The 25,269-nt window shown below is 73.2% G+C and carries 18 protein-coding genes and 1 tRNA gene; 11 read left to right on the top strand and 8 right to left on the bottom strand.

Annotated features, from left to right (window positions below; genetic code table 11):
* Window positions 1–1,270, top strand: a 1,270-nt coding sequence (locus CITRI_RS17125) for an ATP-dependent DNA helicase UvrD2 (protein WP_010144477.1), incomplete at its 5' end; no start/stop codon positions are given.
* Here the strand turns inward: CITRI_RS17125 and CITRI_RS18440 are convergent.
* Window positions 1,271–2,314, bottom strand: a complete 1,044-nt coding sequence (locus CITRI_RS18440) for a hypothetical protein (RefSeq protein ID WP_010144478.1) — start codon at window positions 2,312–2,314, stop codon at window positions 1,271–1,273.
* Window positions 2,315–2,450: 136 nt separating this feature from the next.
* Between CITRI_RS18440 and CITRI_RS17135 the strand changes: the two genes are divergently transcribed.
* A complete protein-coding gene (locus tag CITRI_RS17135; protein ID WP_010144479.1) occupies window positions 2,451–3,077 on the top strand; it encodes a M48 family metallopeptidase in 627 nt (208 codons plus the stop codon).
* Here CITRI_RS17135 and CITRI_RS0109250 read toward each other — a convergent pair.
* Window positions 3,074–4,567: a zinc-dependent metalloprotease gene (locus CITRI_RS0109250; RefSeq protein ID WP_029139180.1), complete on the bottom strand. Its 1,494-nt coding sequence runs from the start codon at window positions 4,565–4,567 to the stop codon at window positions 3,074–3,076. The genes CITRI_RS17135 and CITRI_RS0109250 overlap by 4 nt on opposite strands.
* 201 nt (window positions 4,568–4,768) lie before the next feature.
* Between CITRI_RS0109250 and CITRI_RS0109255 the strand changes: the two genes are divergently transcribed.
* The 3 genes from CITRI_RS0109255 to CITRI_RS0109265 all read left to right on the top strand — a co-directional run bounded on the left by CITRI_RS0109255 (window position 4,769) and on the right by CITRI_RS0109265 (window position 9,369).
* Window positions 4,769–5,905, top strand: a complete 1,137-nt coding sequence (locus CITRI_RS0109255; protein WP_010144482.1) for a PDZ domain-containing protein — start codon at window positions 4,769–4,771, stop codon at window positions 5,903–5,905.
* Between the two features lie 288 nt (window positions 5,906–6,193).
* Complete coding sequence (locus CITRI_RS17140) at window positions 6,194–9,169, top strand: UPF0182 family protein (RefSeq protein WP_010144483.1); 2,976 nt, start codon at window positions 6,194–6,196, stop codon at window positions 9,167–9,169.
* Between the two features lie 123 nt (window positions 9,170–9,292).
* Window positions 9,293–9,369: transfer RNA gene (locus CITRI_RS0109265), tRNA-Met, on the top strand.
* A 160-nt stretch (window positions 9,370–9,529) separates the two neighbouring features.
* On the opposite strand, the gene CITRI_RS0109270 is transcribed toward CITRI_RS0109265, so the two are convergent.
* Both CITRI_RS0109270 and CITRI_RS0109275 read right to left on the bottom strand, forming a co-directional pair.
* Window positions 9,530–10,321: a PspA/IM30 family protein gene (locus tag CITRI_RS0109270; protein WP_010144484.1), complete on the bottom strand. Its 792-nt coding sequence runs from the start codon at window positions 10,319–10,321 to the stop codon at window positions 9,530–9,532.
* A 140-nt stretch (window positions 10,322–10,461) separates the two neighbouring features.
* Window positions 10,462–12,579, bottom strand: a complete 2,118-nt coding sequence (locus CITRI_RS0109275; protein WP_010144485.1) for a TPM domain-containing protein — start codon at window positions 12,577–12,579, stop codon at window positions 10,462–10,464.
* A gap of 312 nt (window positions 12,580–12,891) precedes the next feature.
* Between CITRI_RS0109275 and CITRI_RS0109280 the strand changes: the two genes are divergently transcribed.
* Together CITRI_RS0109280 and CITRI_RS0109285 are read left to right on the top strand one after the other, a co-directional pair.
* Window positions 12,892–14,448, top strand: a complete 1,557-nt coding sequence (locus CITRI_RS0109280; protein ID WP_010144486.1) for a S1C family serine protease — start codon at window positions 12,892–12,894, stop codon at window positions 14,446–14,448.
* A gap of 11 nt (window positions 14,449–14,459) precedes the next feature.
* Window positions 14,460–15,260, top strand: a complete 801-nt coding sequence (locus CITRI_RS0109285) for a PIG-L deacetylase family protein (protein ID WP_040386232.1) — start codon at window positions 14,460–14,462, stop codon at window positions 15,258–15,260.
* Between the two features lie 9 nt (window positions 15,261–15,269).
* On the opposite strand, the gene CITRI_RS17145 is transcribed toward CITRI_RS0109285, so the two are convergent.
* The 3 genes from CITRI_RS17145 to CITRI_RS0109300 all read right to left on the bottom strand — a co-directional run bounded on the left by CITRI_RS17145 (window position 15,270) and on the right by CITRI_RS0109300 (window position 18,554).
* Complete coding sequence (locus tag CITRI_RS17145) at window positions 15,270–16,868, bottom strand: anti-sigma factor domain-containing protein (protein ID WP_141566042.1); 1,599 nt, start codon at window positions 16,866–16,868, stop codon at window positions 15,270–15,272.
* A gap of 79 nt (window positions 16,869–16,947) precedes the next feature.
* The gene (locus CITRI_RS0109295; protein ID WP_050813650.1) at window positions 16,948–17,448 is read right to left on the bottom strand and encodes a tRNA (cytidine(34)-2'-O)-methyltransferase; all 501 of its coding nucleotides are present in this window, start codon (window positions 17,446–17,448) and stop codon (window positions 16,948–16,950) included.
* Between the two features lie 110 nt (window positions 17,449–17,558).
* Window positions 17,559–18,554, bottom strand: a complete 996-nt coding sequence (locus tag CITRI_RS0109300) for a DnaJ domain-containing protein (RefSeq protein ID WP_010144490.1) — start codon at window positions 18,552–18,554, stop codon at window positions 17,559–17,561.
* A gap of 267 nt (window positions 18,555–18,821) precedes the next feature.
* Here CITRI_RS0109300 and CITRI_RS0109305 point away from each other — a divergent pair, with 267 nt between their 5' ends.
* Genes CITRI_RS0109305 through CITRI_RS17150 form a run of 4 tightly spaced genes read left to right on the top strand, consistent with a single transcriptional unit; the run spans window position 18,822 to window position 22,873 of the window.
* Window positions 18,822–20,096: a cysteine desulfurase family protein gene (locus tag CITRI_RS0109305; protein ID WP_010144491.1), complete on the top strand. Its 1,275-nt coding sequence runs from the start codon at window positions 18,822–18,824 to the stop codon at window positions 20,094–20,096.
* 49 nt (window positions 20,097–20,145) lie between these two features.
* On the top strand, window positions 20,146–21,267 hold the full coding sequence (gene mnmA, locus CITRI_RS0109310; protein WP_010144492.1) for a tRNA 2-thiouridine(34) synthase MnmA: 1,122 nt from the start codon (window positions 20,146–20,148) through the stop codon (window positions 21,265–21,267).
* A 46-nt stretch (window positions 21,268–21,313) separates the two neighbouring features.
* A complete protein-coding gene (locus CITRI_RS0109315) occupies window positions 21,314–21,685 on the top strand; it encodes a chorismate mutase (protein ID WP_010144493.1) in 372 nt (123 codons plus the stop codon).
* Window positions 21,686–21,697: 12 nt separating this feature from the next.
* Window positions 21,698–22,873, top strand: coding sequence for a hypothetical protein (locus tag CITRI_RS17150; protein ID WP_010144494.1), 1,176 nt, complete (start codon window positions 21,698–21,700; stop codon window positions 22,871–22,873).
* A 1-nt stretch (window position 22,874) separates the two neighbouring features.
* On the opposite strand, the gene CITRI_RS0109325 is transcribed toward CITRI_RS17150, so the two are convergent.
* Complete coding sequence (locus CITRI_RS0109325; RefSeq protein WP_029139182.1) at window positions 22,875–25,247, bottom strand: glycoside hydrolase family 65 protein; 2,373 nt, start codon at window positions 25,245–25,247, stop codon at window positions 22,875–22,877.
* Between the last annotated feature and the right edge of the window lie 22 nt (window positions 25,248–25,269).

Genomic DNA, 25,269 nt, shown 5'->3' on the forward strand with positions numbered 1-25,269 from the left:
GGACGAGCGGACCCGGCAGCAGGTGCCGATCCCCGGTCCGGACGGCACCCGCGGGCCGATGCCCCGCTGGGCCGAGCCGCTGGAGCTGGTCTCCCAGCGCCCGCACGGCCCGGCCCCGGTGTTCGCCGAGTGCACCGACGACGAGGCCGAGGCCGGCTGGGTCGCGGCCCAGGTGAGGACGCTGCTGGACGAGGGGATCACCGCCGCGGAGATCGCCGTGCTGTTCCGCACCAACGGGCAGTCCCAGGCCCTCGAGCAGGCCCTCGCCGCCGCCGGCATCGGCTACCAGTTGCGCGGCGGGGAGCGGTTCTTCTCTCGCCGCGAGGTGCGCGACGGCATCCTGCAGCTCCGCGCGGCGGCCCGTTCCGCCCAGGACGTGGCGGGGGACCAGGTGCCCGGCAGGGTGAGGGACGTGCTGGCCTCGCTGGGCTTCACGGAGACCGCCCCGCAGGCCTCCGGCGCGGTGCGGGAGAAGTGGGAGTCCCTCAACGCCCTGGTCGCCCTGTCCGAGGAGCTGGCCGCCGCGCGCGGAGACCAGTTCACGCTGACGGACCTGGTCGCCGAACTGGACGAGCGGGCCGCCAGCCAGCACGCCCCCACCGTCCAGGGTGTCACCCTCGCGTCCCTGCACTCCGCCAAGGGCCTGGAGTGGGACGCCGTGTTCCTGGTCGGACTGTCCGAGGGCCTGATGCCCATCAGCTTCGCCCAGACCCAGGAGGACATCGACGAGGAACGGCGGCTGTTGTACGTGGGCATCACCCGGGCCCGGCTGCGGTTGTTCCTGACCTGGACCCTGGCCCGCGGCACCGGAGGGCGCTCCACCCGCAAGCCGTCCCGGTTCCTCGAGGCGCTGGACCCGGAGGCCGGATCCCGGCACGGGGCCCAGTCCCGACGCCGGCCCTCCGGTGCGGGCGGGAACGGCACCGGCCCCCGGGGCAACGGCCGCAAGCGCTCGCAACCGGCACTCTGCCGCACGTGCGGGGCCCTGTTGGAGACCGGCGCAGAGCGGAAGACCGGCCGCTGCCTGGACTGCCCGGCCACCTACGACGAGGCCATGTTCGAGGAGCTCAAGGCCTGGCGGTTGTCCACCTCCCAGGCGGCCTCCCTGCCGGCCTTCGTGGTGTTCACGGACGCCACCCTCGTGGCGATCGCCGAGGCCGCCCCGAAGACCCCGGCCGAGCTGCTGCGGATCCCCGGGGTCGGCCGGTCCAAGCTGGAGAAGTACGGCCAGGACGTACTGGAACTGGTCAACGGGGCCACGCCGGCCTGATCACCCGGGGACGGCCGCCCCGGTGACGCACCCGCAGTCCCGGTGCGGGGGCACCGTCAGGGTGTCCACCCGGCCCGAGGCGGCCTGCAGGTGCAGCATCGTGCCGTCCATGACCGCTCCGGTGTCGATCCACTGCAACAGCTGCCGTGCCGCCAGGGCGCCGGCGGCCGCGGCCAGGGCGAGGTCCTCCCGGCCGGCTCGTGCCGCCAGCAGCGCGTCGGTCCGCGTGGAGCGCAGGGGATCCGTGGCCGCCGCTGCCAGGTCCCAGCACAGCGGGCAGCCGGTCGCCCCGGGCGCGCACCACGGTCCGACCAGCACGTCGTCGTCCCGGACCACGACCGGCAGCAGCGGGTGGTCGGCCGCGCGGGCCAGGGCCACGGCCTCGAGGTCGACCGCGCCGAGGGTGACCAGCACGGTGACGTCGCCGCCCGGTCCCGGCCTGGCCGGGGACGTGAGTGGCAGGACGACGGGGTCGAGGCCGACGTCGTCGATGCGCCGGGCCAGGGCCATCGGACGGATCCGCCCCAGGTCGGCGGGCAGGTACCCGGTGCCCAGGTCCCCGGTGACCACCTCGGTGCAGTCCCACAGGACCAGCCGGCCGACACCGGCGGCGGCCAGGCTGCGCGCGACGGCCGCGCCGGTCCGGCCCAGTCCGAGGACCTGTGCACCGGCCCGGCGCCGCCGGGCCACGATCTGGGCGGCCCGCTCCCGGGAGTCCACCGGACCGTGGTCGACGGCCAGGGCGGTGGCGACGTCCTGGGCGAGGACGTCTGCGGCATGACCGGGGCCGGTACCGGCCGGGGAGGGGTGCCGGTGCAGGAAGCCCTCCAGCGACGAGACCAGCGCCCGGGCCTCCGCGGGGTCCAGCCCGCAGCTGCGCACCACGTCCGGTTCCCGGCCGTCCTCGATCCCGGACTGCAGCCGGTCCAGGAACGCGAGGACCTCGGGCGAACAGCCGGACAGCTGGGTGGACCCCGTGCCGGATCCGATCTGGACGGCGTCCGGTGTCAGGCGGACCAGGGACAGGCCGGGGTTCAGGCGCATGGGACTCCTCGGGTGACCAGGCGGGGCTGGGGGCGTCAGCCCATCGTGACACCACAGCGGCCGACCGCGGCGGGGTTGTCCACAACCCTCCCCGCGGGTCGCCGGGTCGGCCGGCGCGCGACGGCAGAATGGACCCATGACCTCGACGCGCGGACGACGCCCCGCCGGCCCCGCCCGGCCCACCCGCCAGACCCTGGACCTGGAGGTGGACGGCACCCCGGTGCGCCTGGTGCGCTCGGCCCGGCGCACCCGGACCATCTCGGCGTCCTGGCGGGACGGGCGGCTGCAGGTGTCCGTGCCCATGGGGCTGGCCTCCGCGGAGGAACACGAGTGGGCGCGCAGGATGATCCGCAAGGTGGAGGCACGCCGGCCGCAGGGCCCGGCCTCGGACGGAGAGCTGCTGGCCCGCGCCCGGGCGCTGGCCGGCCGGTACCTGGAGGGACGGGTGGACCCGCGCGAGGTCGTCTGGTCCGCCCGGCAGCAGCGGCGCTGGGGGTCGTGCACGCCCAGCACCGGCCGCATCCGGTTGTCCACGGAACTGGCGGACATGCCCGGCTGGGTCCTGGACGGGGTGATCATCCATGAACTGGCACACCTGGAGCACGCCAACCACACGGCGGCGTTCCACGCCCTGGCGGATCGTTACCCGAGGCAGCGCGAGGCCATGGCCTTCCTGTCCGGGGTCAGTTTCGCGACCGGCCGGGGCCTGTCCGCCCCGGACGGGGAGCCGGACGGCCCGGACGGGGACGAGGCCGGAGGCTAACCCGCCGAGGGGCGGTTCCCGGGCTGGCCGGAATCGTCCGGGCCGCCGGTGTCCTCGCCGCGGTCCTGGTCGCCCCGGCCGTCATGGTCGTCGTATCCGCCCTCGAGCAGCTTGCGCAGGTCGTCGTCGAAACCGGCCGCCGCCTGTTCGCGCTTCTCGCGCCGGGCAACGTACCCGGCCGGGTCGTCGAGGTCCTCGCCGGTGGGCTGCAGTTCGGGGTGTCGCCAGATGTCGTCCCGGTACGCCCGGCCCTTCTCGGCCCCGATGGTCTCCCACAGGGTGGCCGCCTCCCGCAGGCGGCGGGGGCGCAGGTCGAGACCGACCAGTGCCCCGAAGGCGTGCTCGGCGGGTCCGCCGGTGGCCCTGCGGCGGTTGATCGTCTCCCGCAGCGCGTTCGCCGCGTCCAGCGGGGCGGCCGCCTCGGTGACCACCACGTCCACCCAGCCCTCGATGAGCGCCAGGGTCGTCTCCAGCCGGTCCAGGGCCGCCTTCTGGGGGCCGGTGGGCTCGGGGATGAAGGACGCCCCTGAGAACGCCGCCTGCATGGACTCCGGGTCCGTCGGGTCGATCGACCGCGCGGCCTCCTCGATCCGGGACATGTCGATGTGGATCCCGGCCGCGTACTGCTCGATGGCCGCGTACAGGTCCCGCTCCAGCCACGGGGAGTGGACGAACAGGCGCATGCGGGCGACCTCACGCAGGGCGAGGTAGATCCGGATCTGGTCGTCCGGGACCTGCAGGCCGTCGCCGAACTCCTCGATGTTCACCGGCACCATGGCCAGCTGGTGGCCCGCCACGGGGAAGCCGGAATCGGTGCCGGAGAGGACCTCCTGGGCCAGCGCCCCGACCGCCTGGCCGAGCTGGAGGCCGAACATGGTGCCGCCGAGGTTCTTGAGCATCGGCTGCAGGCCGCCCAGCATGCCCTGCATCTCCTCCGGCACCTGGCCCGGGAGTTGTTCGTTCATCACCCGGGTCATCGCCTCGGACATGGACACGGCCACGGGCTCGGTCAGCCGGCGCCAGGTGTCCATGGAGGCCTCCACCCACTCGGCACGGGACCAGGCCTTGCCCAGCAGGCCCGTCGACTCGATCTCGGTGGTGCCGTCCAGCCAGAGTTCGGCCAGCCGCAACGCCTCGTCGATCTCCCGCCGCGCGAACGTGCCGACGGTGGGGTCCTGGCCGGCGACGGCCTGGCGGGCCGACTGGCGGGCGAGGGTCCAGTTCACCGGGCCGTCCTCGGGGGAGGACTGCATCATGGCCTGGAACTGCTGCATCATCTGGCCCATCATGGCCGGGTCGAGCTGCGAGGGGTCGAACGGCAGCCCGCCGGGCATGCCGCCCGGGCCGGCGCCCGGTCCGCCACCCATCCCGCCGAGGGCGCGGCGCAGCTCCTCGGGGTCCGGACCGTCGCCGCCGAACATCCGGCGGAGCATCTCGGACAGCGGGTCGTCTCCGTCGGAGGAACCGGGGCCGTTGGGGGGATTCGTCATGGCCACCAGAGTATCCGCGCCAAAGGCCCGTGTCCGCAGCGCACGCACCGGTTCACTGTGGGCGCACAGCCGGCGTGCCGCACCCCCTAGAATGAAGTGCAGACCAGAGCCTCCCGGACCCGTCCGGGAGGCCCGCCCCTGCCACCCGGACGGTGCACGCCGCCATCCGGTGCAGTAGCCCATGAAGACAGGTGCCCCGCCGTGCGAGAGAACGGACACCCGCCGACGACGCCGTCGGCCGCGCCCGGATCCGACGCCCCGGTCTCCTTCGCCCAGGCCGCGCGACGCTCCCGGGCCTCGCGCCGTCGTCGCCGGCTGACGATCGTCTCCGGGGGCCTGGCCGGGATCCTGACCCTCACGGCGCTGGCACTGCCCACCCCCTACATCGTCGAGTCGCCCGGCCCCACCTTCAATACCATCGGAGAGCATGACGGCTCGCCCGTGATCACCGTGGACGGCGCCCGGACCTATCCCACCGACGGCGCCCTGGACCTGACCACCGTCTACGTGTCCGGGCCGCCGACCGGATGGACCACCTTCCTGGACGTGGTCGCCAGCTGGGCCGACCCCACCCAGACGCTGATCCCCAGCGAACTCGTCTACCCCTCCGGCACCACGTCCGAGGAGGTCACCGAGGAGAACGACCTGGCGATGACCACCTCGCAGAACTGGGCCGTGGCCGCCGCGCTCGAGAACCTGGGGATCGACTACCGGCAGCAACTGTTCGTGGCGGACTTCGCCCCGGAGTCCCAGGCGACCGGGGTGCTGCGAGCCGGGGACCAGCTCGTCTCCGCCGGTGGCGTCGAGGTGACCGGGCTCGAGGGACTGAAGGACCAGCTCAACCGGTCCGACGGGCACACCGTCGACCTGGGGATCGTCCGCGACGGGACCGGGAGCACCGTCCAGGTCCCGGTGTACCCCGGACCGGACGGCAGCTGGCTGCTGGGCGTCTACCTGGACTCCGACTTCGAGTTCCCGGTGGACGTGACGATCTCCCTGGAGGACGTGGGCGGCCCCAGCGCCGGGATGATGTTCGCCCTGGGGATCATCGACGAGATGACCCCGGGCGCGATGACCGGGGGCCGGCACGTCGCCGGCACCGGCACCATCGACCCCGACGGCACCGTGGGGGAGATCGGCGGCATCGTGCAGAAGGTGGCCGGGGCCCGCGAGGCCGGCGCCGAGCACTTCCTCGCCCCGGCCGGCAACTGCGAGGTGCTGGCAGGACGGGTCCCGGAGGGCATCGACGTGTACGCGGTGGGCACCCTGGACGAGGCCAGGTCCGCCGTGGAGGCCCTCGGCAAGGGGCAGGCACCGCGTGCCCCGGCCTGTGGCTGAGGTGCGGGTGAGGACTTGGACAACTGGAGACGAAGTGCGCCGGTCGGCGCAGAGGGGTAAGGGCACGTGAGTTTCGGACAAGGGTTTGGCGGTCTCTTCGGGGGACCTGACGATGGACGCGGTGGCGACCGCGGCCCGGGCGGTCCGGGTGGACTGTTCGGCGGCGGGGCGTCCGGCCCGGGCAGGCCGGGTGGCCCCGGCCGTCCCGGTGAGCCCGGCGGCGGCAATGAGGCCGGTGCCTCCGGTCCCGGCGGGCGGCCCACCGGGCCACGGCGCCCCTCGGCGCTGGTGCTCACGATCGTGGTGGTCGCCGCGCTCGCGGTGCTGTTCATGTTCTTCGCCGGCATCTACGCGGATGTCCTCTGGTACAACCAGATCGGGTACTCCGAGGTCTTCTGGACGGAGATCTGGACGCGGGCGGCCCTGTTCCTGATCGGCGGTGCCATCATGGGCGCCGCCGTGTGGCTGTCCATGTGGCTGGCCTGGCGCAGGCGGCCGCAGAACCTGCACACCCAGACCCGGGACAGCCTGGCCCAGTACCAGCGGCAGCTGGAGCCGATGCGGCGCCTGGTCTTCATCGGCATCCCCGTGGTGATCGGCTTCTTCGCCGGGTCCGCCGCGATGAACGCCTGGCAGGACGTGCTGCTGTTCTTCAACCAGGTGCCCTATGCCGGGGCACCCGGGGAGGCGGTCACGGATCCCGAGTTCGGGCTGAACTACACCTTCTACATGGCCACGCTGCCCTTCCTGGGCCTCGTGGTCGGCTACCTGATCTCGGTGGTGCTGATCGCGGGCATCGCCGGGCTGCTGGTGCACTACCTCTACGGCAGCGTCCGGGTGAAGGAGCAGGGCGGGGTCGTCATCGAGCGCCCGGCCCGCGTGCACATCGCCGTCTTCGCCGCGCTGTTCCTGCTGCTGCAGGCGGCCAACTACTGGCTCAACCGCTACCGGACCCTGCAGTCGCAGGACGGCACCTGGGCCGGGGCCATGTACACGGACGTCAACGCCGTGATCCCCACCTCCACGATCCTGGCCGTGGCCGCCCTGCTGGTGGCCGTCCTGTTCGTCGTCACCGCCTTCTCCGGCCGGTGGCGGATCTCCCTGGTCGGCACCGCGGTCCTGGTGGTCGCGGCCATCGTGGCCGGCGCCGCCTACCCGTTCCTCATCCAGGAGTACCAGGTCAAGCCCTCCGAGGAGACCCTCGAGCAGGACTACATCGCCCGGAACATCGAGCACACGCGTGAGGCCTACGGGCTCTCGGCGGTGGAGGCCACGCAGTATGCCGGCTCCACCGACGCCCAGGCGGGCAGCCTCGAGGGCGAGGCCGAGAACACGGAGAACGTCCGCCTGATGGACCCGAACCTGCTCTCGCGCACGTTCGGCCAGCTCCAGCAGTTCCGGCCGTACTACTACTTCCCGGACACCCTGCACGTGGATCGCTACGACGTCGAGGGCGAGAAGCAGGACACCATCATCTCGGTGCGCGACGTCAACGTGGACCCGACGTCCTCGTGGGTGAACCAGCACATCATCTATACCCACGGGTACGGCGTGGTCGCCGCGGATGCCTCCGAGGTCGCCGCGGGTGGCCGTCCCTCCTTCCTGCTCTCCGGCATCCCCACCAAGGGCGTGCTGGGCGACGACACGAGCTACGAGCCGCGCATCTACTTCGGCACGAACTCGCCGAGCTACTCGATCGTCGGGGCCCCCGAGGACGCCCCGGCGCGTGAGCGTGACCGGCCGCAGGACGCCAGCAGCGAGCAGGACACCAGCTACAGCTTCACCGGTGAGGGCGGACCGTCCGTGGGCGGGTTCTTCAACCAGCTGGTCTACGCCATCAAGTTCGGCTCCACGGAGATCCTGCTGTCCTCGGACGTGAACTCCGAGTCGCAGATCCTCTACGACCGTGACCCGGTCGAGCGGATCGAGAAGGTGGCCCCGTACCTGACCGTCGACTCCAACGCCTACCCGGCGATCGTGGACGGGCGCGTGCAGTGGATCGTGGAGGGATACACCACCTCGGACTCCTTCCCGTACTCCACCGCGCAGCAGCTGGACTCCGCGACCCGGGACGCCCTCAACACGGACGCCGCGACCAACCTCACCGGCCGGGTGAACTACATCCGCAACTCGGTGAAGGCCACCGTGGACGCCTATGACGGCTCCGTCACCCTGTACGCCTGGGACGAGGAGGACCCGCTGCTGCAGGCCTGGCAGAAGGTCTACCCGACCTCCCTGCAGCCGTACTCGGAGATGAGCGCGAACCTCATGGACCACGTCCGCTACCCGGAGGACATGTTCAAGGTCCAGCGAGAGCTCCTGGGCCGCTACCACGTGACCAACCCGGTGGACTTCTACCAGAACAACGACGCCTGGTCCGTCCCGGCCGATCCGACCCAGGACGACCCGACGGTCAAGCAGCCGCCCTACTACATGACCCTGCGGATGCCGGGCAAGGACGATCCGGCGTTCTCCCTGACCAGCAACTTCATCCCGCAGATCACCCAGGGCGCCCAGCAGCGCAACGTGCTGTACGGGTTCCTGTCCGCCAACGGTGACGCCGGCACCGGCAAGGACGGCGAGAAGGCCGAGGGCTACGGGCACCTGCAACTGCTCGAGCTGCCGCGCCAGACGGCCATCCCGGGACCGGGCCAGGCCCAGGCGAACTTCGACTCCAACGCCCAGGTCTCCCAGGAGCTGAACCTGCTGCGCCAGGGTGCCTCCGAGGTCATCAACGGCAACCTAATCACCCTGCCGGTGGCCGAGGGCATCCTCTACGTCCAGCCGGTCTACATCCAGTCGACCGGCCCGACCTCCTATCCCACGCTGCGCAAGGTGCTGGTCGCCTTCGGCGAGGAGGTGGGCTTCGCCAACACCCTGGAGGAGGCCCTGGACCAGGTGTTCGAGGGTGACTCCGGGGCCTCGACGGCCGACGGACAGGACCCCTCCACGGAACCCGGGGAGGGGGAGCCCGGCTCCCAGCCGCAGGCTCCGGAGAACCAGAGCGCGCAGGAGAAGCTCAGCCAGGCCCTGACGGACGCCAACGAGGCGATCCAGGCCTCCGAGGAGGCCCTGGCCTCGGGCGACTGGACAGCGTACGGCGAGGCGCAGGAGCGTCTCAACGACGCGCTGACGCGGGCGACGCAGGCGGATGACGAGATCCGCGGTGCGGCCCCGGACGACGCCCAGGGAGGCGAGGCGCCCGCCGAGGGTGCCGAGCAGCCCACGGACGGCGCCACGGAGGGTGCCGGCACCGAGGGCTGACCGCGGTCTCCAGTGCACGCTCCGGCTTCGGGGGCAGGGAGACCTGCCCCCGAAGTGGTCCCCGGGGCCCAGCGCCGCCGATTTGAGTTCGCGCCGCATGGTCTGTATAGTCGATGAAGTCGACGCGGGGTGGAGCAGTTCGGTAGCTCGCCGGGCTCATAACCCGGAGGTCGCAAGTTCAAATCTTGCCCCCGCAACCACGAAGGCCCCCTGACCCGGATTCGTCCCGGTCAGGGGGCCTTGCTCGTTAACCTGGAGACATCCGGTCCGCGTGGACCCGCACGCCGACGGTCCCTCCCGCAGAACGGCTCCGGCCCGGCAGCACGTGCTGCCGGGCCGGAGCCTTCGCGGGGACGGGGCTCAGTTCGTGGTGGAGCCCTGGGTGTAGTCCAGCTCGACCTCGCCCGCCGCGGAGCCGTTGCCGGCGGTGAGGGACTGGGTGCCACCGGCCTTCAGCGCCGCCAGGCGGGCCTCGACCTCGGTCTGCTCGCCCAGGTCCTCCAGGGACTCGAACTGGGCGTCCAGGGACGAGGCGGCCAGCTCGTTCTGGCCGCGGACCCGGGCCTCCTCGCGGCGGACCTTCTCCTCGAACCGGTTGACCTCCGAGGAGGGATCCAGGATGTCGATCGACTTCACGGCGTCATGCACGGCGGACTGTGCCTGGACCGACTTGGCGCGGGCCACCAGCTCGTCGCGCTTGGACACCAGCTGCTGGCGCTTGGTCTTCATCTGGTCCAGCCCGGTCTTGAGCTTGTCCACGATCTCGGACTGGGAGGCGATGGTCGGCTCGGCGGCCTTCGCCTGGCGCTCGGCGTCCATCTGCCGCTCGATCGCCACCTTGGCCAGGTTGTCGAACTTGTCCGCGGAGGCGGTGTCACCCGAGGTGCGGAACTGGTCGGCCTTCTGGGAGGCGGCCAGGGCCTTCTGCCCCCAGCTCTTGGCGGCGTCCATGTCCTCGTTGTAGTCGTCCTGGATCATGCGCAGGTTACCGATGGTCTGCGCCACGGCGGCCTCGGCCTCGGAGATGCTGTTGGTGTAGTCGCGGACCATCTGGTCCAGCATCTTCTGCGGATCCTCCGCCTTGTCCAGCATGGCGTTGATGTTGGCCTTCGCCAGGGTTGCGATACGGCCGAAAATGGACTGCTTAACCACGATGTCGCCTTCCGTTCTGCTTCTCTGGAACCCCGGCGTCTCCGGTGCCCCTGCTCCCGTGCCCCGCTACCGGGCGTTGGGTTCCGACGCCGGAGGGCGCCGGACATCTCTCATCCTGCGTTGGTCTCGGGTCATCCTGCCTAGAAACTACCGCCGCTGGCGTCACCGAATCCACCGCCGCCGAAGTCTCCGCCACCCAGCCCGCCGCCGCCGAAGCCGCCGAAGCCGCCGCCGCCCCAGTCACCACCGCCGTCATGGTCACCGCCGAGCAGGCCGCCCATGAGGATGCCCCCGAGGATGGCCCCGCCGAGGCCACCGGCGAAGCTCCCTCCGGCCCCACCGCCGTGACCGTAACCGCCCCGATGGCCGCCGTGGCCGTACCCCGCCCCGGCGTAGCCACCGCCCCAGCTGCTGAGGTCCTGCTGGGCGAGCTGGCTGGCGCGGTCGGCCAGGGAGCTGGCCTGGTTCGCGAGGTTCAGCGCGGTCACCGGGTCCTGGCCGGAGATCCGCACGGCCTGCTGCAGGGTGCGCTCGGCCTCGGCGACCTTGGTGCGGGCCTGGGAGCCGACGGCGCCACGACGGGCCGCGATGAAGTCCTGGGTCCCGTCGATCTGGGCCTGAGCCTGCATGATCGCCGACTGGAGCGCCGAGGCGGCCCGCCGCTCCTGTTCCTGCCGGTCCCGGATGCCCGCGAGCGGCGCGTCGAGCTGACGATGGGCCTTCTCCAGCTGCTTCAGCAGGTCCACGGGATCGGGACGGCCCGAGCTGAACCCGGCCTTGACGCGGCCCAGGGTCTGCTCCACGCCGGCGATGGGGCCGGCGAGCTCGCGGTGCTGGCCGGCGTCCACGAGCGCCCGTGCCTGCGCGAGGTCCTGGGTCGTCTGGCTGACACCGGCCCGCAGGTTCTCCATCGACTGGTCCAGGTGCTGGCGGGCCTTGGCCACGGCCTCCACCAGCGTGACGGTCTGGGCCACGGCCTCCTCGCCGGCGCGGATGGCCAGTACGGCGGTGGAGCGGTCCGAGGCGGCCAGGGACTGCTCGGCCTTGGCCACGGCCGCCTGGACGAACTGGAGCCGCTCGCGGGCCTGGGTGGCGTTGTCGGTGACCTCCACGAGGGCCGAGTCCGCGTACTGGCCGTGCAGGTCGACGAGCTGCTGCTCGGCACCGGAGACGGTGTCGGCGACCTGGTCGGCGCGTGCCCTGAGGTCCTCCAGCGCGGAGTCGGCGCTGTCCTCGAGGTGGCGCAGGTCGTTGAACTCCTTCTGGTGGGCGGACAGGGACGCACCGACGGCCTCGCACCGGGCGATGATGTCCTTGAGCCAGGCCCGCTGCTGCTCCTCGGTGTCCGGGATGTGGTCGTCCAGCTGGTTCTGCAGCTGGAACGACTCCCGCATGTGGTCCTTCGCGATCTCGATGTCCTTGCGGAAGGTCTCCACCGACTCCTCGCCGTAGGAGGCCAGCGCGAAGCCGACCTCCTGCTCCGAGGACCGGATCGCGTCGTCCGCGGCGACCAGCAGGGAGCCCGCCTTGGTGCGCAGCGCCTCCACGCTCATCTCGTCCAGCGGGTCCCTGGGGCCCTGGGCTGGCTGCGCCGCGGTGGCCTTCTTCTTCCGGGTGCGGCTGGCCAGGGCGATGCCGCCGCCGGCCAGCGCCGCTGCCACGAGGCCGCCGGCCAGCCAGCCACCGGCCCCGCCCCCGCTCTCACCGGACTCGGCGGAACCGGACAGGGAGCCGTCGGTCGCATCGGCGATGCCCTCGACGGTGGACAGGGCGGGAGTGACCCAGTCGTCGTCACCCGGCGCCGGCATGGCCGGCAGGATGTACTCGGCCGAGATCTCCTGCTGCAGCGGCGCGATGCTGTTGGCCTGGTGCGCGTCGAAGCCGACCTGGCGGGACTCGACGGCGATGGCGAGGACGGACTCCTGGTCCCCGATGCCCTTGTCCTGGGCCACCTCGGCGATGAACTCACCGCTGCTCGCGGCGTCTCCGAAGTCGTCCACGTAGAGGACGTAGAGGCCCTGGCCCTCCGAACGGCGCAGGTCATCGATCGCCTGGCTGATCTCGTTCTCCTGGGCGGGGGTCAGGACCTGGGCCTCGTCCACCACGAACACGCCCGGCGGGATGTCGACGGCGGCCCGCGCGGCGTCCGCGAGCGCCAGTCCGGCCACGGCGGACAGTGCGGAGGCCCCGGTGACTCCCAGGGCCAGGACGGCGGGGGAGAGGCGGGGCGGTGCGAGCGGGACGGCGTGGGACTTCATCGATCACCCTTCATGGCCCTGACCGGCCGGGACACCCTGAACCGGGGGCACGGTCGGCCGGCCGGTGGCGGCGGCGGCAGGGTCGCGCCGCGCGGACTGTGGCTTCCTTCTGAAGTCTATGGGCCACGCTGCGCGGATCGCCACGAGCGCGACTGCGCCAACGGCGAACTATGGAGCCGGCTTCCAGCAATCATCCAGAGAACATGCTCCAATCGAACAGGTGCACCGGGCAGGATGGACTGCGGACCAGGCCCGGCCCAGACCAGGAGCAGGACCGCCTCACCCGGGAGACCGGCAGGAAGGACGACGACCATGAACGACGCGGACCACCACGGACCCCAGTCCGGCGCAGGACGGGAGGCGGGGGGATCCGTCCCGCCCCGCCCGGAGTCCCCGCCGTCGGGTCCTCGTGGCGAGGACGTGCACGAGGTGTCCGCCAGCCGCGATCCCTACCCCCGCTGGGAAGAGACCCAGTCAATGCCCGCCTACGGTGCCGACCCGGGATCCGGACACCCTGCGGAACGCGGCCCGGCCGCGTACGGGCAGGACCCGCAGGGCGGTTTCGGAGACCAGGGTGCCCGCGACGACCGGCCCGACAGGCTGGGCGGTGCCCGCCGGACGGTCGGCGTCGGCACGCTCGTCGCCGGGATGCTGTTGGCCGGCCTGGCCGGCGGCGGAGTGGCCGCGGGGGTCAACGCGGCCTCGGACACTGACGCCGGCACCACGCAGCTGCAGGACGGCGGCACGGTGCGGGAGCAGGGCCACGGCCTGGACATCAACCGGACCGAGGACGCCACGCCGGTCACGGCGGCCGCGGCCAAGGCCGCACCGTCCGTCGTCACGCTATCGGTCACGGACGGGCAGTCCGCCGGATCGGGGTCCGGGGTGATCCTCGACGACCAGGGCCACATCCTGACCAACACCCACGTGGTGACCATGGGCGGCGCCTCCGGTGACGCCGACATCACGGTACAGACCGCGGACGGCACCGTCCACACCGCCGAGGTCGTGGGCACGGACCCGGAGTCGGACCTGGCCGTGGTGAAGATCGACGCCGAGGGCCTGACCCCGATGGAGCTCGGGGAGTCCTCGACCCTGAACGTGGGGGACGCCGCGATCGCCATCGGGGCGCCGCTCGGGTTGTCCGGCACCGTGACCGACGGCATCGTCTCCACGCTGAACCGGACCATCTCCGTGTCCTCCTCCGCCCCCCAGGACGGCGGTGAGGGCGGAACCGAGGGGGCCCCGGAGTTCCGCATCCCCGGTCTCCCGGACCAGCAGCAGTCCAAGGGTTCCATCTTCATCAACGTCATCCAGACGGACGCGGCCATCAACCCGGGCAACTCGGGTGGAGCGCTCATCGACGCCGAGGGCCGGCTGATCGGGATCAACGTGGCGATCGCCTCCGCGGCCGGGGGTGCCGGCGAGGGGGCCGGGAACATCGGCGTGGGCTTCTCCATCCCCGTGGACTACGCGCAGCGGATCGCACAGGACCTGATCCGGAACGGCGAGGCCACGCACGGGTTCCTGGGCGTCTCTGTGACCCCGCAGCCTGCGACCCCGGCCGGGGCCGACGGCGCCCAGGCCAGTGGCATGTCCGACGCGGACCGGGCCGCGCTGGCCTCCGGTGGCTTCAGCGCCGGCGCCCGCGTCGTCGATGTCGTCTCGGGTTCCCCGGCCGAGGAGGCCGGGCTGACGAAGGACGACGTCATCACGGGCGTCGGCGACCGTCCCGTGACGGACAGCCAGTCCCTGACCGCGGTGGTGCGCGAGTACCCCGAGGGCGGCACCGCCACCGTGCACTTCATGCGGGACGGCCAGGAGCAGTCGGCCGAGGTCACCTTCGTGTCCGGGGCGGAGCAGCAGTGAGCCCGTCGGTCGTGAGCCGGTCGACGCTGCCCACCCCGGCCGAGGCCGCCGCCGCGCACGGCTGGCACCGCGTGCTGGCGTTCGGCGCCCACCCGGATGACCTGGACTTCGGGGCGGCCGCCACCGTGGCCGGGCTGACGCGGGCCGGCGTGGAGGTCATCTACTGCGTGATGACCGACGGCGACGCCGGCGGCTTCGACCCCCAGCACCGTCACGCCATCGACGGACGCCGGCAGCAGGAACAGCGCGACGCGGCCGCCCTGCTGGGCGTGCGCGACGTGGAGTTCATGGGGGAGCGGGACGGATACCTCGAGCCCAGCCACGAGGTGGTCAAGCAGGTGGTGGCCCTGATGCGCCGGCACCGGCCGGACGCCGTGATCGCCATGCACCCGGAGCGGGACTGGAGCCGGCTCCAGCGGTCGCACCCGGATCACCTGGCCGCGGGCGAGGCCGTGGTGCGCGCCGCGTATCCGGCGGTCGAGAACCCCTTCGCGTACCCCGACCTGGCCGAACAGGGCCTGGAGGCGTTCAAGCTGCGCTGGCTGGTGCTCTTCGGTGGACCGGCCTCGCTGACCAACCTGGTCGTGGACGTGACCGGGACCGAGCAGCTGAAGCTGCAGGCCCTGCGTCACCACGTCTCCCAGCACCCGGACGTGCCCCGGATGGAGGCGTTCGTGCTGGACGCCATGGCGGGGCTGCACCGGACCTGGAGCCCGGACACGGAGGACGGGGGACCGGCCGGCGGCGTGCGCTACGCCGAGGCGTTCCACCTGGTGGCCGTCAACGACGAGAGCACCATCAGCGGGTTCTGAGCGGTTCGGTCACTCGCCCCCGGCCTCGTCCTGCTGTTCGGGCGGGGCCGGGGTGTTGTTGGGGTGGCCTCCGTAGATCGGGCCCTGGGTGACCTGGTGGACCAGGTCGACCGCGCCCAGCCGGGCCGACGTCGGGGTCTCGGAACCGCCCTCCGGCTCCACCGTGAGCGCCAGGTCGGCGTAGCGCTGGATACCGCGGAACGTGACCGGGTCCTGGAGGTCGTCCAGGTCGTAGGTCCCCAGGGTGCTGGGCGCCGCACCGTCGCGGGGGAACAACCACAACTGGTAGACGTTGCCCTCGCCCGGGTCCGGCAGTCCGGCGAAGGTCACGTAGGCCATGTCCCGGTCCCGGGAGATGTGGCCCTGCATGGACCCGCCCTCGGTGAGCGAGACCTGCTGGGTGGTGAAGGAGTCCTCGGCGCCGTCCACGGCGGCCACGACGTTGGGGCCCATGACCAGGCGCACCACCAGCCACAGGCCCAGGGCCACCACGAGCAGTCCGGCCACCACGAGCATCCACTTCTTCACCGGCCGGCTCAGGGACACCATCCTCGCGGCGGTCCCGTTCGAGGGGCCGAGCCCGTCCACCAGCCCCATGCCGACGTCCTGGGCCGGCAGCCGGTGCAGGAGCTCGTCGAGCAGGAACGACGGCGGCTCGTGGGCCAGGCCGCGGAAGGCCCAGGTCACCGTCCTGCGGGCGCTCTCCACGCGGGCGCGCCAGAGCGTGGTGAACTCCGGTCCCTGGCGGGTGACGTACCGGTCCAGTTCCTCGCGCTCCGGATCGTCCAGCGCGTCCAGGGCCACCAGGTCCGCCCATTCCCTGGCCAGGCCGTTCTCCAGGTCCTGGCTGAGGTTCAGGGTGAAGTTGCGGGTGGTCCCGGTCCGGGCGGCGATCTCCGGCGTCACGGCGCGCAGCATGACCGGGTCCTCCTCGCCGACCCGGCCGAGGAACTTCTCCTGGTAGCGCTTGGTGATCCGCTGGACGCCGTCGCGCAGCCGTGACTTGACCGTCGGCACGGCCACGCCCAGTTCCTCGGCCACCTGCCGGTAGGTGCGACCCCCGGCCCAGGCGAGGTCGAGGGCCTCGAACTGGGCCTGCGTCAGCGCCGAGAGCACGGTGGTGGGTTCGCGCTGCCCGCCCCGGGCCGCTCCGGCGTTGTCCGGCAGCAGGCCGGTGCCGTAGTCGGGCAGTGCATCGGTGCGCAGCAGGCGTGTCATCGTCTCGTGCGCCTGGGATTCCAGCCAGCACAGCACCGAACGGTGGCGGGCCTTGGCCGAGTCGTCCTCGAAGCGCTCGTCCGGGGCGGCGTCCCAGACCCGGACGTAGGTCAGGACGGTGGCCTCGGCGGCGTCGTTCCGGGAGGCGAAGATCGAGCAGGCCAGGCCGAACACCCAGGGGGCGGTGGCGTCGTAGAACGCGGAGAAGGAGGCCTGGTCGCCCTCACCGGCGAGACGGAGGAGGTGATCGAGCCCGGGCAGGCCCAGGTCCGTCGCGGTCGGGGCGGGACGGGCGGAGGCCTCGGAGGGTGACGGGGTGGACGGGGAGGTCTCGTCGTCGATCGTCGACGGTCGGTCGGGCAGTCCGGGGGCGCGCTTATCCATGGTCATCCCAGCATAGGAAGTCGGGTCGGGACGCCGATACTGCCACGCGGATCGTGACCGTGGCGCAACATGACGGGTGCGCGGTTCAGCCGGCCCCGGCGAAGCCGTGCTGTCGCCAGGCCTCGTAGACCGCGATGGACGCCGAGTTGGCCAGGTTCAGGGAGCGGCGGGCCGGCTGCATCGGCAGCCTGACCCGGGCCGTGACGTGGGGGTCCGCCAGTACCTCGTCCGGCAGTCCGGTGGACTCCCGCCCGAACAGCAGGACGTCCCCGGCGCGGTAGGACACGTCCGTGAACAGGGTGTCCCCGCCGGAGGTGAAGGCGAAGACGCGGGCCGGGAGCAGGGCATCCCATGCCGACTGGAGGTCCGGATGCACCGTGAGCACCGCCAGGTCGTGGTAGTCCAGTCCGGCCCGGCGCAGCTTGGCGTCGGAGAAGTCGAAACCGACCGGCTCCACCAGGTGCAGCTCGGCGCCGGTGATCGCCGCGAGGCGGATCGCGTTGCCCGTGTTGCCGGGGATCTCCGGGGCGTGGAACAGGATCCGGAATCCCGGCGTGCCGGGGGCGGGGCTCCGCGGGGCGCCCAGGTGCGGGTTGTCAGGGAAGGCGACCGGGACGCCGGCGGGCGCGGGGGCGTGATCGGAGTCGGGGCCGGGAGCGGAGTCAGTGGGCACCGCACCATGCTAGTCAGTGCGTCTCAGTACATCGCGCCGAGCAGCCGGGCCAGGACCCGGCGGTCCACGCGGCGCGCCGCCGGGCCGGTGCCGAGGAACATCTTCAGGTCGCGGCCGAACTGCAGCGCGTTGGCGGGCGGATCGGTGAGGAAGCCGGCGTCGGTGTCCAGGGACCGGGTGCGGTCCAGCTGGATGATGGGGGCGTGCGGGTTGTCCTCCGGCCCGAGCACCAGGATGAAGCCGCCCACGGTGCAGTCCGGGAAGGCCCGCTGCAGGGCCACCATGGCCGGGGCCAGCGAGGGCGGGGAGACCCGGCGGTCGCCGAGCAGCAACTCGGCCCCGTCCCACCGGTACACACCGTCCGGGACCTGGAGGGACCCGATCACGGCCAACCGGTCCCCGCACAGCACGACGTGGTCGATGGCGCCGGAACTGATCCGGCCGAACTTCAGGTTCAGCCCGGTGACGAGCCGGGCCGCCGGCAGCGAGCCGAGCACCTGGGCCTGCAGGGTGCGGATGGTGCGGGCCTCGCGCACCAGCCGGTTCCCGGCGGGCAGGATGCCGCGCTTGCGGGGCGCGCCGTGCACCTGCTGGGAGCTGCGGATCATGTCCAGCACGGTGTCCTCGCCCAGCGGTGGGTCGTAGTCCACGGTGCCGCGGGCGCTGCCGGGACCGTCGCCGGCGTGGGCCCGGCCGCCACGGGCACGGCCCGCGGAGGCGGTGAAGGAGGGGCCCGGTGTCGTCCGGCGCCCGCTCGTCGACCCCGGCCCGGCGGTCCCGGCCGTGCCCGCCCGGCCGGGAGCACTGAAGGCGCGGTCGTAGTCACGCCGGGAGTCCGGGTCGCCGATGAGCTGCCAGGCCAGGCTGACCCGGCGGAACTCGGCGGCGTCCCCGCCGTAGTCGGGATGGGTGCGGCGGGCGGCGCGGCGCCAGGCCGCCTTGAGGGTGGCCGTGTCCGCGTCGAAGGCCACGCCCAGGACCTCGTAGGCCGACCTGCCGGAGAGGTCCTCCGGCCTCATCCGCCGACCCCGCGCCGGGACTGTGGCTCGACCTGGGACATGGCGGCGGGCTCCTCGGGGGATCGGGGCGGTGGGACGGGATGGCCTCCGCCCATTCTGGCAGGTCGCCGGGGGGATCGGGGGAGCGCGGCGTCGTGACCGGACCGCGCGCGGGCCGCGGGGGGACGTGGTCCCGTCAGCCGGTCCGGACGAGGCCGGCCGGCTGGTCCGGCCGCGGGCCGCGGCGGCCCCCTGAGCACCGTCCCCGGCCGCTCGTACACTGGAGGGATGACCCCCACCACCGGCCGGACGTACCTGGACCATGCCGCCACCACGGCGGTCCGTCCCGTCGCCCTGGAGGCGTTCACGGCCAGTTCGCTGTTCCTGGGCAACCAGTCCTCCCTGCATTCCTCCGGCCGCGGGGCCAAGCTGCGGGTCGAGACCGCCCGGGACGCGCTCGCGAGCGCGCTGGGTGCCCACCCCAGCGAGGTCGTCTTCACGTCCGGGGGCACCGAGTCGGACAACCTCGCCCTCAAGGGCCTGTACTGGGCCCGGCGGGACGCCGCCCGCCGGGCCGGGCGGCCGGCCTGCCACCGCATCGTGCTGACCGGCATCGAGCACTCCGCCATCCTGGACACGGCCGAGTGGCTCCAGTCCCATGAGGGGGCGCAGCTGGACGTCGTCCCGGTCGGCCCGGAGGGGACGGTCGAGATGGACGCCTGGCGGGCCACGATCGCCCGGGACCCGGAGACCATCGCGGTGGCCACCCTGATGTGGGCCAACAACGAGATCGGCACCATCCAGCCGATCGCCGAGGCCGCCGCCTGCGCCGCGGAACACGGCGTGCCCTTCCACACGGACGCGGTGCAGGCCTTCGGGGCCGTCCCGCTCGACTTCCCGTCCTCGGGGGCCACGACCCTGGCCGTCACGGGGCACAAGATCGGCGCCCCGGTGGGCATCGGTGCCCTGCTGGTGCGCCGGGACGCCACGCTCACCCCCGTCCAGCACGGCGGCGGCCAGGAACGGGACATCCGTTCCGGCACCATCCCCGTGGCCCTCATCGAGGCCTTCGCCGCCGCCGCCACCGAGGCCACCCAGAACCTGCCGGTCGAACGCGGGCGCGTCGGTGCGCTGCGGGACCGGCTGATCGACGGCGTCCGCGAGCGTCTTCCCGAGGCCCGGCTCACCGGTGCCGAGGACCGGGATCCGGCCACGGGGGAGCGGCTGCCGGCCGGCACCCGCCGGCTGCCGGGCAACGCGCACTTCACCTTCCCGGGCTGCGAGGGGGACTCGATCCTGTTCGGCCTGGACATGGCCGGCGTCGAGGCCTCCACCGGTTCGGCCTGCTCCGCCGGGGTGCCCCGGCCCTCCCACGTGCTGATCGCCCTCGGCGTGGACGAGGACCTGGCACGGGCCGTCCAGCGGTTCAGCCTCGGGCATACATCGACCGCCGGGGACGTTGAGAGGGTGCTGGACGTCCTGCCGGGCGTCCACGCCGCCGCGCTCAAGGCCGGGATGGCCGGGCACGGTTCCGGCATCCGCACCGCCAACAGCCACCGCTGAGAGCCGGGGGTCTCGCCCCCGCCGCCACGTACCGAAGGGAACCCACCGTATGAAGGTCCTCGCCGCCATGAGCGGGGGAGTCGACTCCGCCGTCGCCGCCGCCCGCGCCGTGGACGCCGGGCACGAGGTCGTCGGGGTGCACCTGGCACTGTCCCGGATGCCCGGGACCCTGCGCACCGGTTCCCGGGGCTGCTGCACGATCGAGGACTCCCGGGACGCCTGGCGCGCCTGCGAGAGGCTGGGCATCCCGTTCTACACCTGGGACTTCTCCGAGAGGTTCAAGGAGGACGTGGTGGACGACTTCGTGGCCGAGTACGCCGCCGGCCGCACGCCCAACCCCTGCATGCGCTGCAACGAGCGGATCAAGTTCGCCGCCCTGCTGGAGAAGGCCCTCGCCCTGGGCTTCGACGCGGTGTGCACCGGGCACTACGCCAAGGTCGTCCGGACGGAGACCGGCACCCTGGAACTGCACCGCGCCGCGGACTGGGCCAAGGACCAGTCCTACGTGCTGGGCGTGCTGACCGCCGAGCAGCTGGAGCACTCGATGTTCCCGCTGGCCGACACCCCCTCCAAGGACCTCGTCCGGGCCGAGGCGGCCGAGCGGGGTCTCTCCGTGGCCGCCAAGCCGGACTCCCACGACATCTGCTTCATCCCGGACGGGGACACCCGCGGCTGGCTGGCCGAGCGGATCGAGATGACCGAGGGCGACATCCTGGACACCGAGGGCAACCGCCTGGGCTCCCACCCCGGCGCGCACGCCTTCACCGTGGGCCAGCGCAAGGGCCTGAACATCGGCCGGCCCGCCCCCGACGGCCGGCCCCGGTTCGTGCTCGAGGTCCGGCCCAAGGACAACACCGTGGTGGTCGGCTCGAAGGAGATGCTGGCCGTGGACCGCGTCACCGGGATCCGCCCGTCCTGGGCCGGCGCACCGCTGCCCGAGGACGCCACGGGGGACTGGTTCGGCTGTCACCTGCAGGTCCGCGCCCACGGTGACCCGGTCCCGGCCCGGGCGCGCGTGCACCGCCAGCACGACGCCGTCCGCTGGGTCCTGGAGCTCGACGAGCCGCTGCGGGGCGTGGCACCGGGCCAGACCGCGGTGCTCTACCAGGGCACCCGGGTGCTGGGCCAGGCGACGATCGACACCGCCGTGAACGCGGCGCGGGCCGCGTGACGCAACGATCCCGGGGCCACGGGACCGTCACCGTAGGCTGGAACCCATGACCACCGAGCCCGCCACCGGACCCCGCCCGGACACCGACTTCGACCCCCATGCCACCTCGTTGGAGGGGACGGCCGATCCGGCGGTGCTGCAGGAGCTGTTCGAGATCCGCGGCAGCATCGACAACTTCGACGCGACGCTGGTCTACCTGCTGGCCGAGCGGTTCAAGTGCACCCAGCGGGTGGGCCGGCTGAAGGCCGAGCACCGGCTGCCGCCCTCGGACCCCGGACGCGAGGCCGCCCAGATCGACCGCCTGCGCCGGCTGGCCGAGGACGCGGACCTGGACCCCGCCTTCGCGGAGAAGTTCCTGAACTTCATCGTCTCCGAGGTGATCCAGCATCACCGGGCCATCGCCGACCAGCAGGACTGAGGGAACCCGCGCATGACCCGTGCCTCCCTGACCGGCGCCTGGCCCGGAGCAGATCCCGTGGCCGCTGCCCGGGACATCCTCAACGCCCTGGGCCACCCGCACCGGCCCGTGCTGCCTGAACTGCCCGGCCGGGGACCCGGCTCGGACCCGGTGGGCCGCGCCGCCGTCCTGCTGGACGGCCTGGCGGTCGACCTGCAGCCGCACGGCTGGCGACTGGTCCCCGAGCCCGGGATGGACCACCGGCGGGCCGCCTCCGCGCTCCGCTCCGACGTCAACGCCTTCACGGACGTGGCCGGCGATGCCGGGCTCACGGTGGAGGATCTCGTGCTCCGCGTGACCGGGCCCCTGTCGCTGGCCGCCAGCCTGTGGCTGCCCGGGGGCGAGCGCTCCCTGTCCGACTCCGGCGCCCGGCGCGACGTGGCCCAGTCGCTGGCCTCGGGCCTGGCGGACTGGGTCCGCTCCGTGCGCGCCGCGACCGGGGCGGCCCGGCTGACGGTGCTCGTGGACGAGCCCCAGGCCGCGGCCGTGCTCTCCGGGGCGCTGCCCACCGCGAGCGGGTACCGGACCGTGCGCTCCATTCCCCGCTCCGAGGTCCGGCAGGGCTGGACGCTGGTGGCCGAGGCGGCCCTCGACGGCGGCGCGACGGGCATCGTGCACGCGCCGGGCCGCTCGGGTGCCGGTGAGCAGTGGGACTGGCCCGACCTCGCCCTGCTGGCCTCCGAGGCGCTGCCCGCGGTCCCGCCGCCGGACGGTCCGGACGTGCCGGAGGACCCGCCCGGACAATCGGGTGCGCAGGACCGTGAGGGCTCCGGGGACGACGCCGGCCGGGGCCTGGTCCTGCCGCTGGCACCCCTGGAGGGTGCCGGGGCGGACCCGGCCCGCTGGGAGGTCATCGCCGGCTGGGTCGAGGCCGGCCGGACCGTGACGCTCCGGCTGCCACCGCCGGGTGACCCGTCGCCGGCTCCCGCACCCGGCCCGGCCGGGGCCGACCGCCCCTACCGGGACACCGCCGTGGGCATCGCCCGGACGTGGGCACGGATGGGGCTGGACCCGGAGCACCTGTCGCTCGTGGTGCTCGGCGCCCCCGACCTGTCCGCCGGCACCCGGCACGCCGCGAACCGGGCCCTGGCGGCCACCGTGGCCGCCGCGGAGGAACTGGACCGGATCCGCCAGGACGGCGGTCTCTGACTCAGGCCCTCGGTGCCCGGCCCGGCGGCTGGACCGGCACGGGAAGCAGGGGCTCGTCCACCGTCAGGGGCACGGTGACCGGGCGGCCCGGTGCCACGGTGACCTCGGCCCCGTCGATGACCACCGGCAACGGGCCGGCCGCGGTGGCGTCGTCGTCACCGTCCTGCAGGGTGAGGGTGGTGCCCTCCGGGGTGACCTCGACCCGCAGCCGCCGGCCCCGGAAACGGAACCGGAAGCACAACCGGCCCAGCCGCGCCGGCAGGCGCGGGGCGAGCCGCAACTCCTCCCCGTCCACGTGCAGGCCCCCGAGCCCGGACACCAGCGCCAGCCACGCCCCGGCCAGGGAGGCCAGGTGCAGCCCCTGGTGGGTGTCGTCCTGCAGGTCCCGCAGGTCCACGAGCGCGGCCTCGCGCAGGTACGCCACCGCCAGGTCCAGGTGGCCCACCCGGGCACAGGCCACGGACTGCACCGCCGCGGACAGGGAGGAGTCCCGCACGGTCCGCCGCTCGTAGTAGTCCACGTTGCGGGCGGCCTGTTCGGCGGTGAACTCCTCGGGGCACCACCACAGGGCCTGGACGAGGTCCGCCTGCTTGACCACCTGGTGCCGGTAGAGGGTCAGGTAGTGGGTGTGCTCCTGGAGCGGTTCCGGTCCGGGGTCCTCCTCGAAGTCCCACTCCCGGTAGGTCGTGAACCCCTCGTTGGCCGGGTGCACGCCGAGCGCGGCGTCGTAGGGCACGTGCAGGGCCGCGGCCAGCGCGAGCCAGCGTCGCGGTTCGTCATCGGTCACGCCGAGCCGCCGGGCGTCCGGCGGGTACGCGGCGCAGGCACCGGCCGCGGCGCGCAGGTTCCACCGGGCCATCAGGACGGTGAACACGTTGTCGTCCACCACGCCGGTGTACTCGTCCGGACCGGTCAGTCCCAGCAGGTGGGCCGCACCGCCGTGGTCGTGGTGGGCCAGGCCCGTCCACAACCGGGCGGTCTCGACCAGCACGTCCACGCCCCCGATCTCCGTCAGGGGCCTGCCGGTGGCATCGGCCCAGAACCGGAAGGAACGGGAGATGTCCGCGTTGAGGTGCATGGCCGCCGTGGACGCCGGCCAGTAGGCCGAGGTCTCCCGGCCGCTGATGGTGCGCCAGGGGAACGCGGCACCGGGAAGGTCCAGCACGCGGGCGCGCTCGCGGGCCCGGTCCAGTCCGGACGCGCGCCACCGCAGCAATCGGGCCGCGTCCCGCGGCCGCAGCAGCGTCAGGACCGGCACCAGGAATCCGTCGATGTCCCAGAACGTGTGCCCGCTGTACCCGGAACCGGTCAGCCCCTTGGCCCCGATCGGCGCGTCGTGGACGCCGGCCGCGGCCTGGAGCACCTGGAACAGGGCGAACCGCAGGGCGTCCTGCAACTCGGGATCACCGTCCACCTCGATGTCGGCGTCCTCCCAGTACGCGTCCAGCACCTCGCGCTGGTCCGAGACCAGCCCCGACCACCCGCGGTCCACCGCCTCGGCGAGCGCGGCCCGGGCCTGGTCGAGCTGGTCCGCGCCGGGATCGCGGCCGGACCAGGCGTGCGCGGTGACCTTGACCAGCTCCAGGGTCTCCCCGGCCGCTAGTTCGGCCACGATCGTGGTGGTCACCCGGTCCTCGTCGCCGTCCGTGGACACCGCGCTCTCCGGCACGGCAGCCGTGCCGGGCAGCCGCACGGCATGGTCCACGGCCGCGGCGACCCTGATCCGGCTGCTCCGGGTGCGGTGCACGAGGTGGCCCCCCGTCCGGTGCCGGCCGTCGGCCAGGGCCTCGAAGGGACGCCCGAGGACCTCACCCACCCTGGGATCGGGGTTGTCGACCTGCGGCGGGATCCCGTTGACCACCAGGTCGGAGGTCACGATCACCCGGGCGGGGCCGTCGACCGCCTCGAGTCGCCAGCGCGTGGCCGTCACGCAGCGGTGGGCCAGCGAGACCAGCCGGGTGGAGCGCAACCGCATCCGCCGCCCACCGGGGGTGGTCCACTCCGTCCGGCGCTCCAGGGTGCCGGCCCGCAGGTCCAGGACCCGCTCGTGGTCCTCCGGCGGGGTCTCGCGCACGTCGAGGGCCGCCCCGTCCACCTGGACGCGGATCGCGGCACCGTCGGCCACCCCGATGATGGCCTCCCCACGCTCGGGGGCCCCATAGCCGCCCTCCGGATAGGCCAGCGGATGGTGCTCGTGGACCCCGGACAGGAAGGTACCGCGGGAGACGCTCGGCTGCGTCTCCTCCAGCGCGCCGCGCAGGCCGATGTGGCCGTTGCCCAGGGCGAAGACGGATTCGGCCACGCCCAGGGCCTCCAGGTCCAGGCCGGTCTCAAGGACCCGCCAGGGGCCGATCGTGAAGGAGGGAGTCGCCATGGACTCACCGTACGGGATGGGC

The organism is Citricoccus sp. CH26A, assembly GCF_000224415.1.
GTDB lineage: Bacteria > Actinomycetota > Actinomycetes > Actinomycetales > Micrococcaceae > Citricoccus.

Bases quoted from the DNA above. Each gene is read 5' to 3' on its own strand.
- CITRI_RS0109250 (WP_029139180.1), bottom strand. From the start codon at position 4,567: ATGACGAATCCCCCCAACGGCCCCGGTTCCTCCGACGGAGACGACCCG.
- CITRI_RS17145 (WP_141566042.1), bottom strand. From the start codon at position 16,868: ATGACCATGGATAAGCGCGCCCCCGGACTGCCCGACCGACCGTCGACG.
- CITRI_RS18440 (WP_010144478.1), bottom strand. From the start codon at position 2,314: ATGCGCCTGAACCCCGGCCTGTCCCTGGTCCGCCTGACACCGGACGCC.
- CITRI_RS0109275 (WP_010144485.1), bottom strand. From the start codon at position 12,579: ATGAAGTCCCACGCCGTCCCGCTCGCACCGCCCCGCCTCTCCCCCGCC.
- mnmA (WP_010144492.1), top strand. From the start codon at position 20,146: ATGAAGGTCCTCGCCGCCATGAGCGGGGGAGTCGACTCCGCCGTCGCC.
- CITRI_RS0109305 (WP_010144491.1), top strand. From the start codon at position 18,822: ATGACCCCCACCACCGGCCGGACGTACCTGGACCATGCCGCCACCACG.
- CITRI_RS0109300 (WP_010144490.1), bottom strand. From the start codon at position 18,554: ATGAGGCCGGAGGACCTCTCCGGCAGGTCGGCCTACGAGGTCCTGGGC.
- CITRI_RS0109325 (WP_029139182.1), bottom strand. From the start codon at position 25,247: ATGGCGACTCCCTCCTTCACGATCGGCCCCTGGCGGGTCCTTGAGACC.
- CITRI_RS17135 (WP_010144479.1), top strand. From the start codon at position 2,451: ATGACCTCGACGCGCGGACGACGCCCCGCCGGCCCCGCCCGGCCCACC.
- CITRI_RS17150 (WP_010144494.1), top strand. From the start codon at position 21,698: ATGACCCGTGCCTCCCTGACCGGCGCCTGGCCCGGAGCAGATCCCGTG.
- CITRI_RS0109280 (WP_010144486.1), top strand. From the start codon at position 12,892: ATGAACGACGCGGACCACCACGGACCCCAGTCCGGCGCAGGACGGGAG.
- CITRI_RS0109315 (WP_010144493.1), top strand. From the start codon at position 21,314: ATGACCACCGAGCCCGCCACCGGACCCCGCCCGGACACCGACTTCGAC.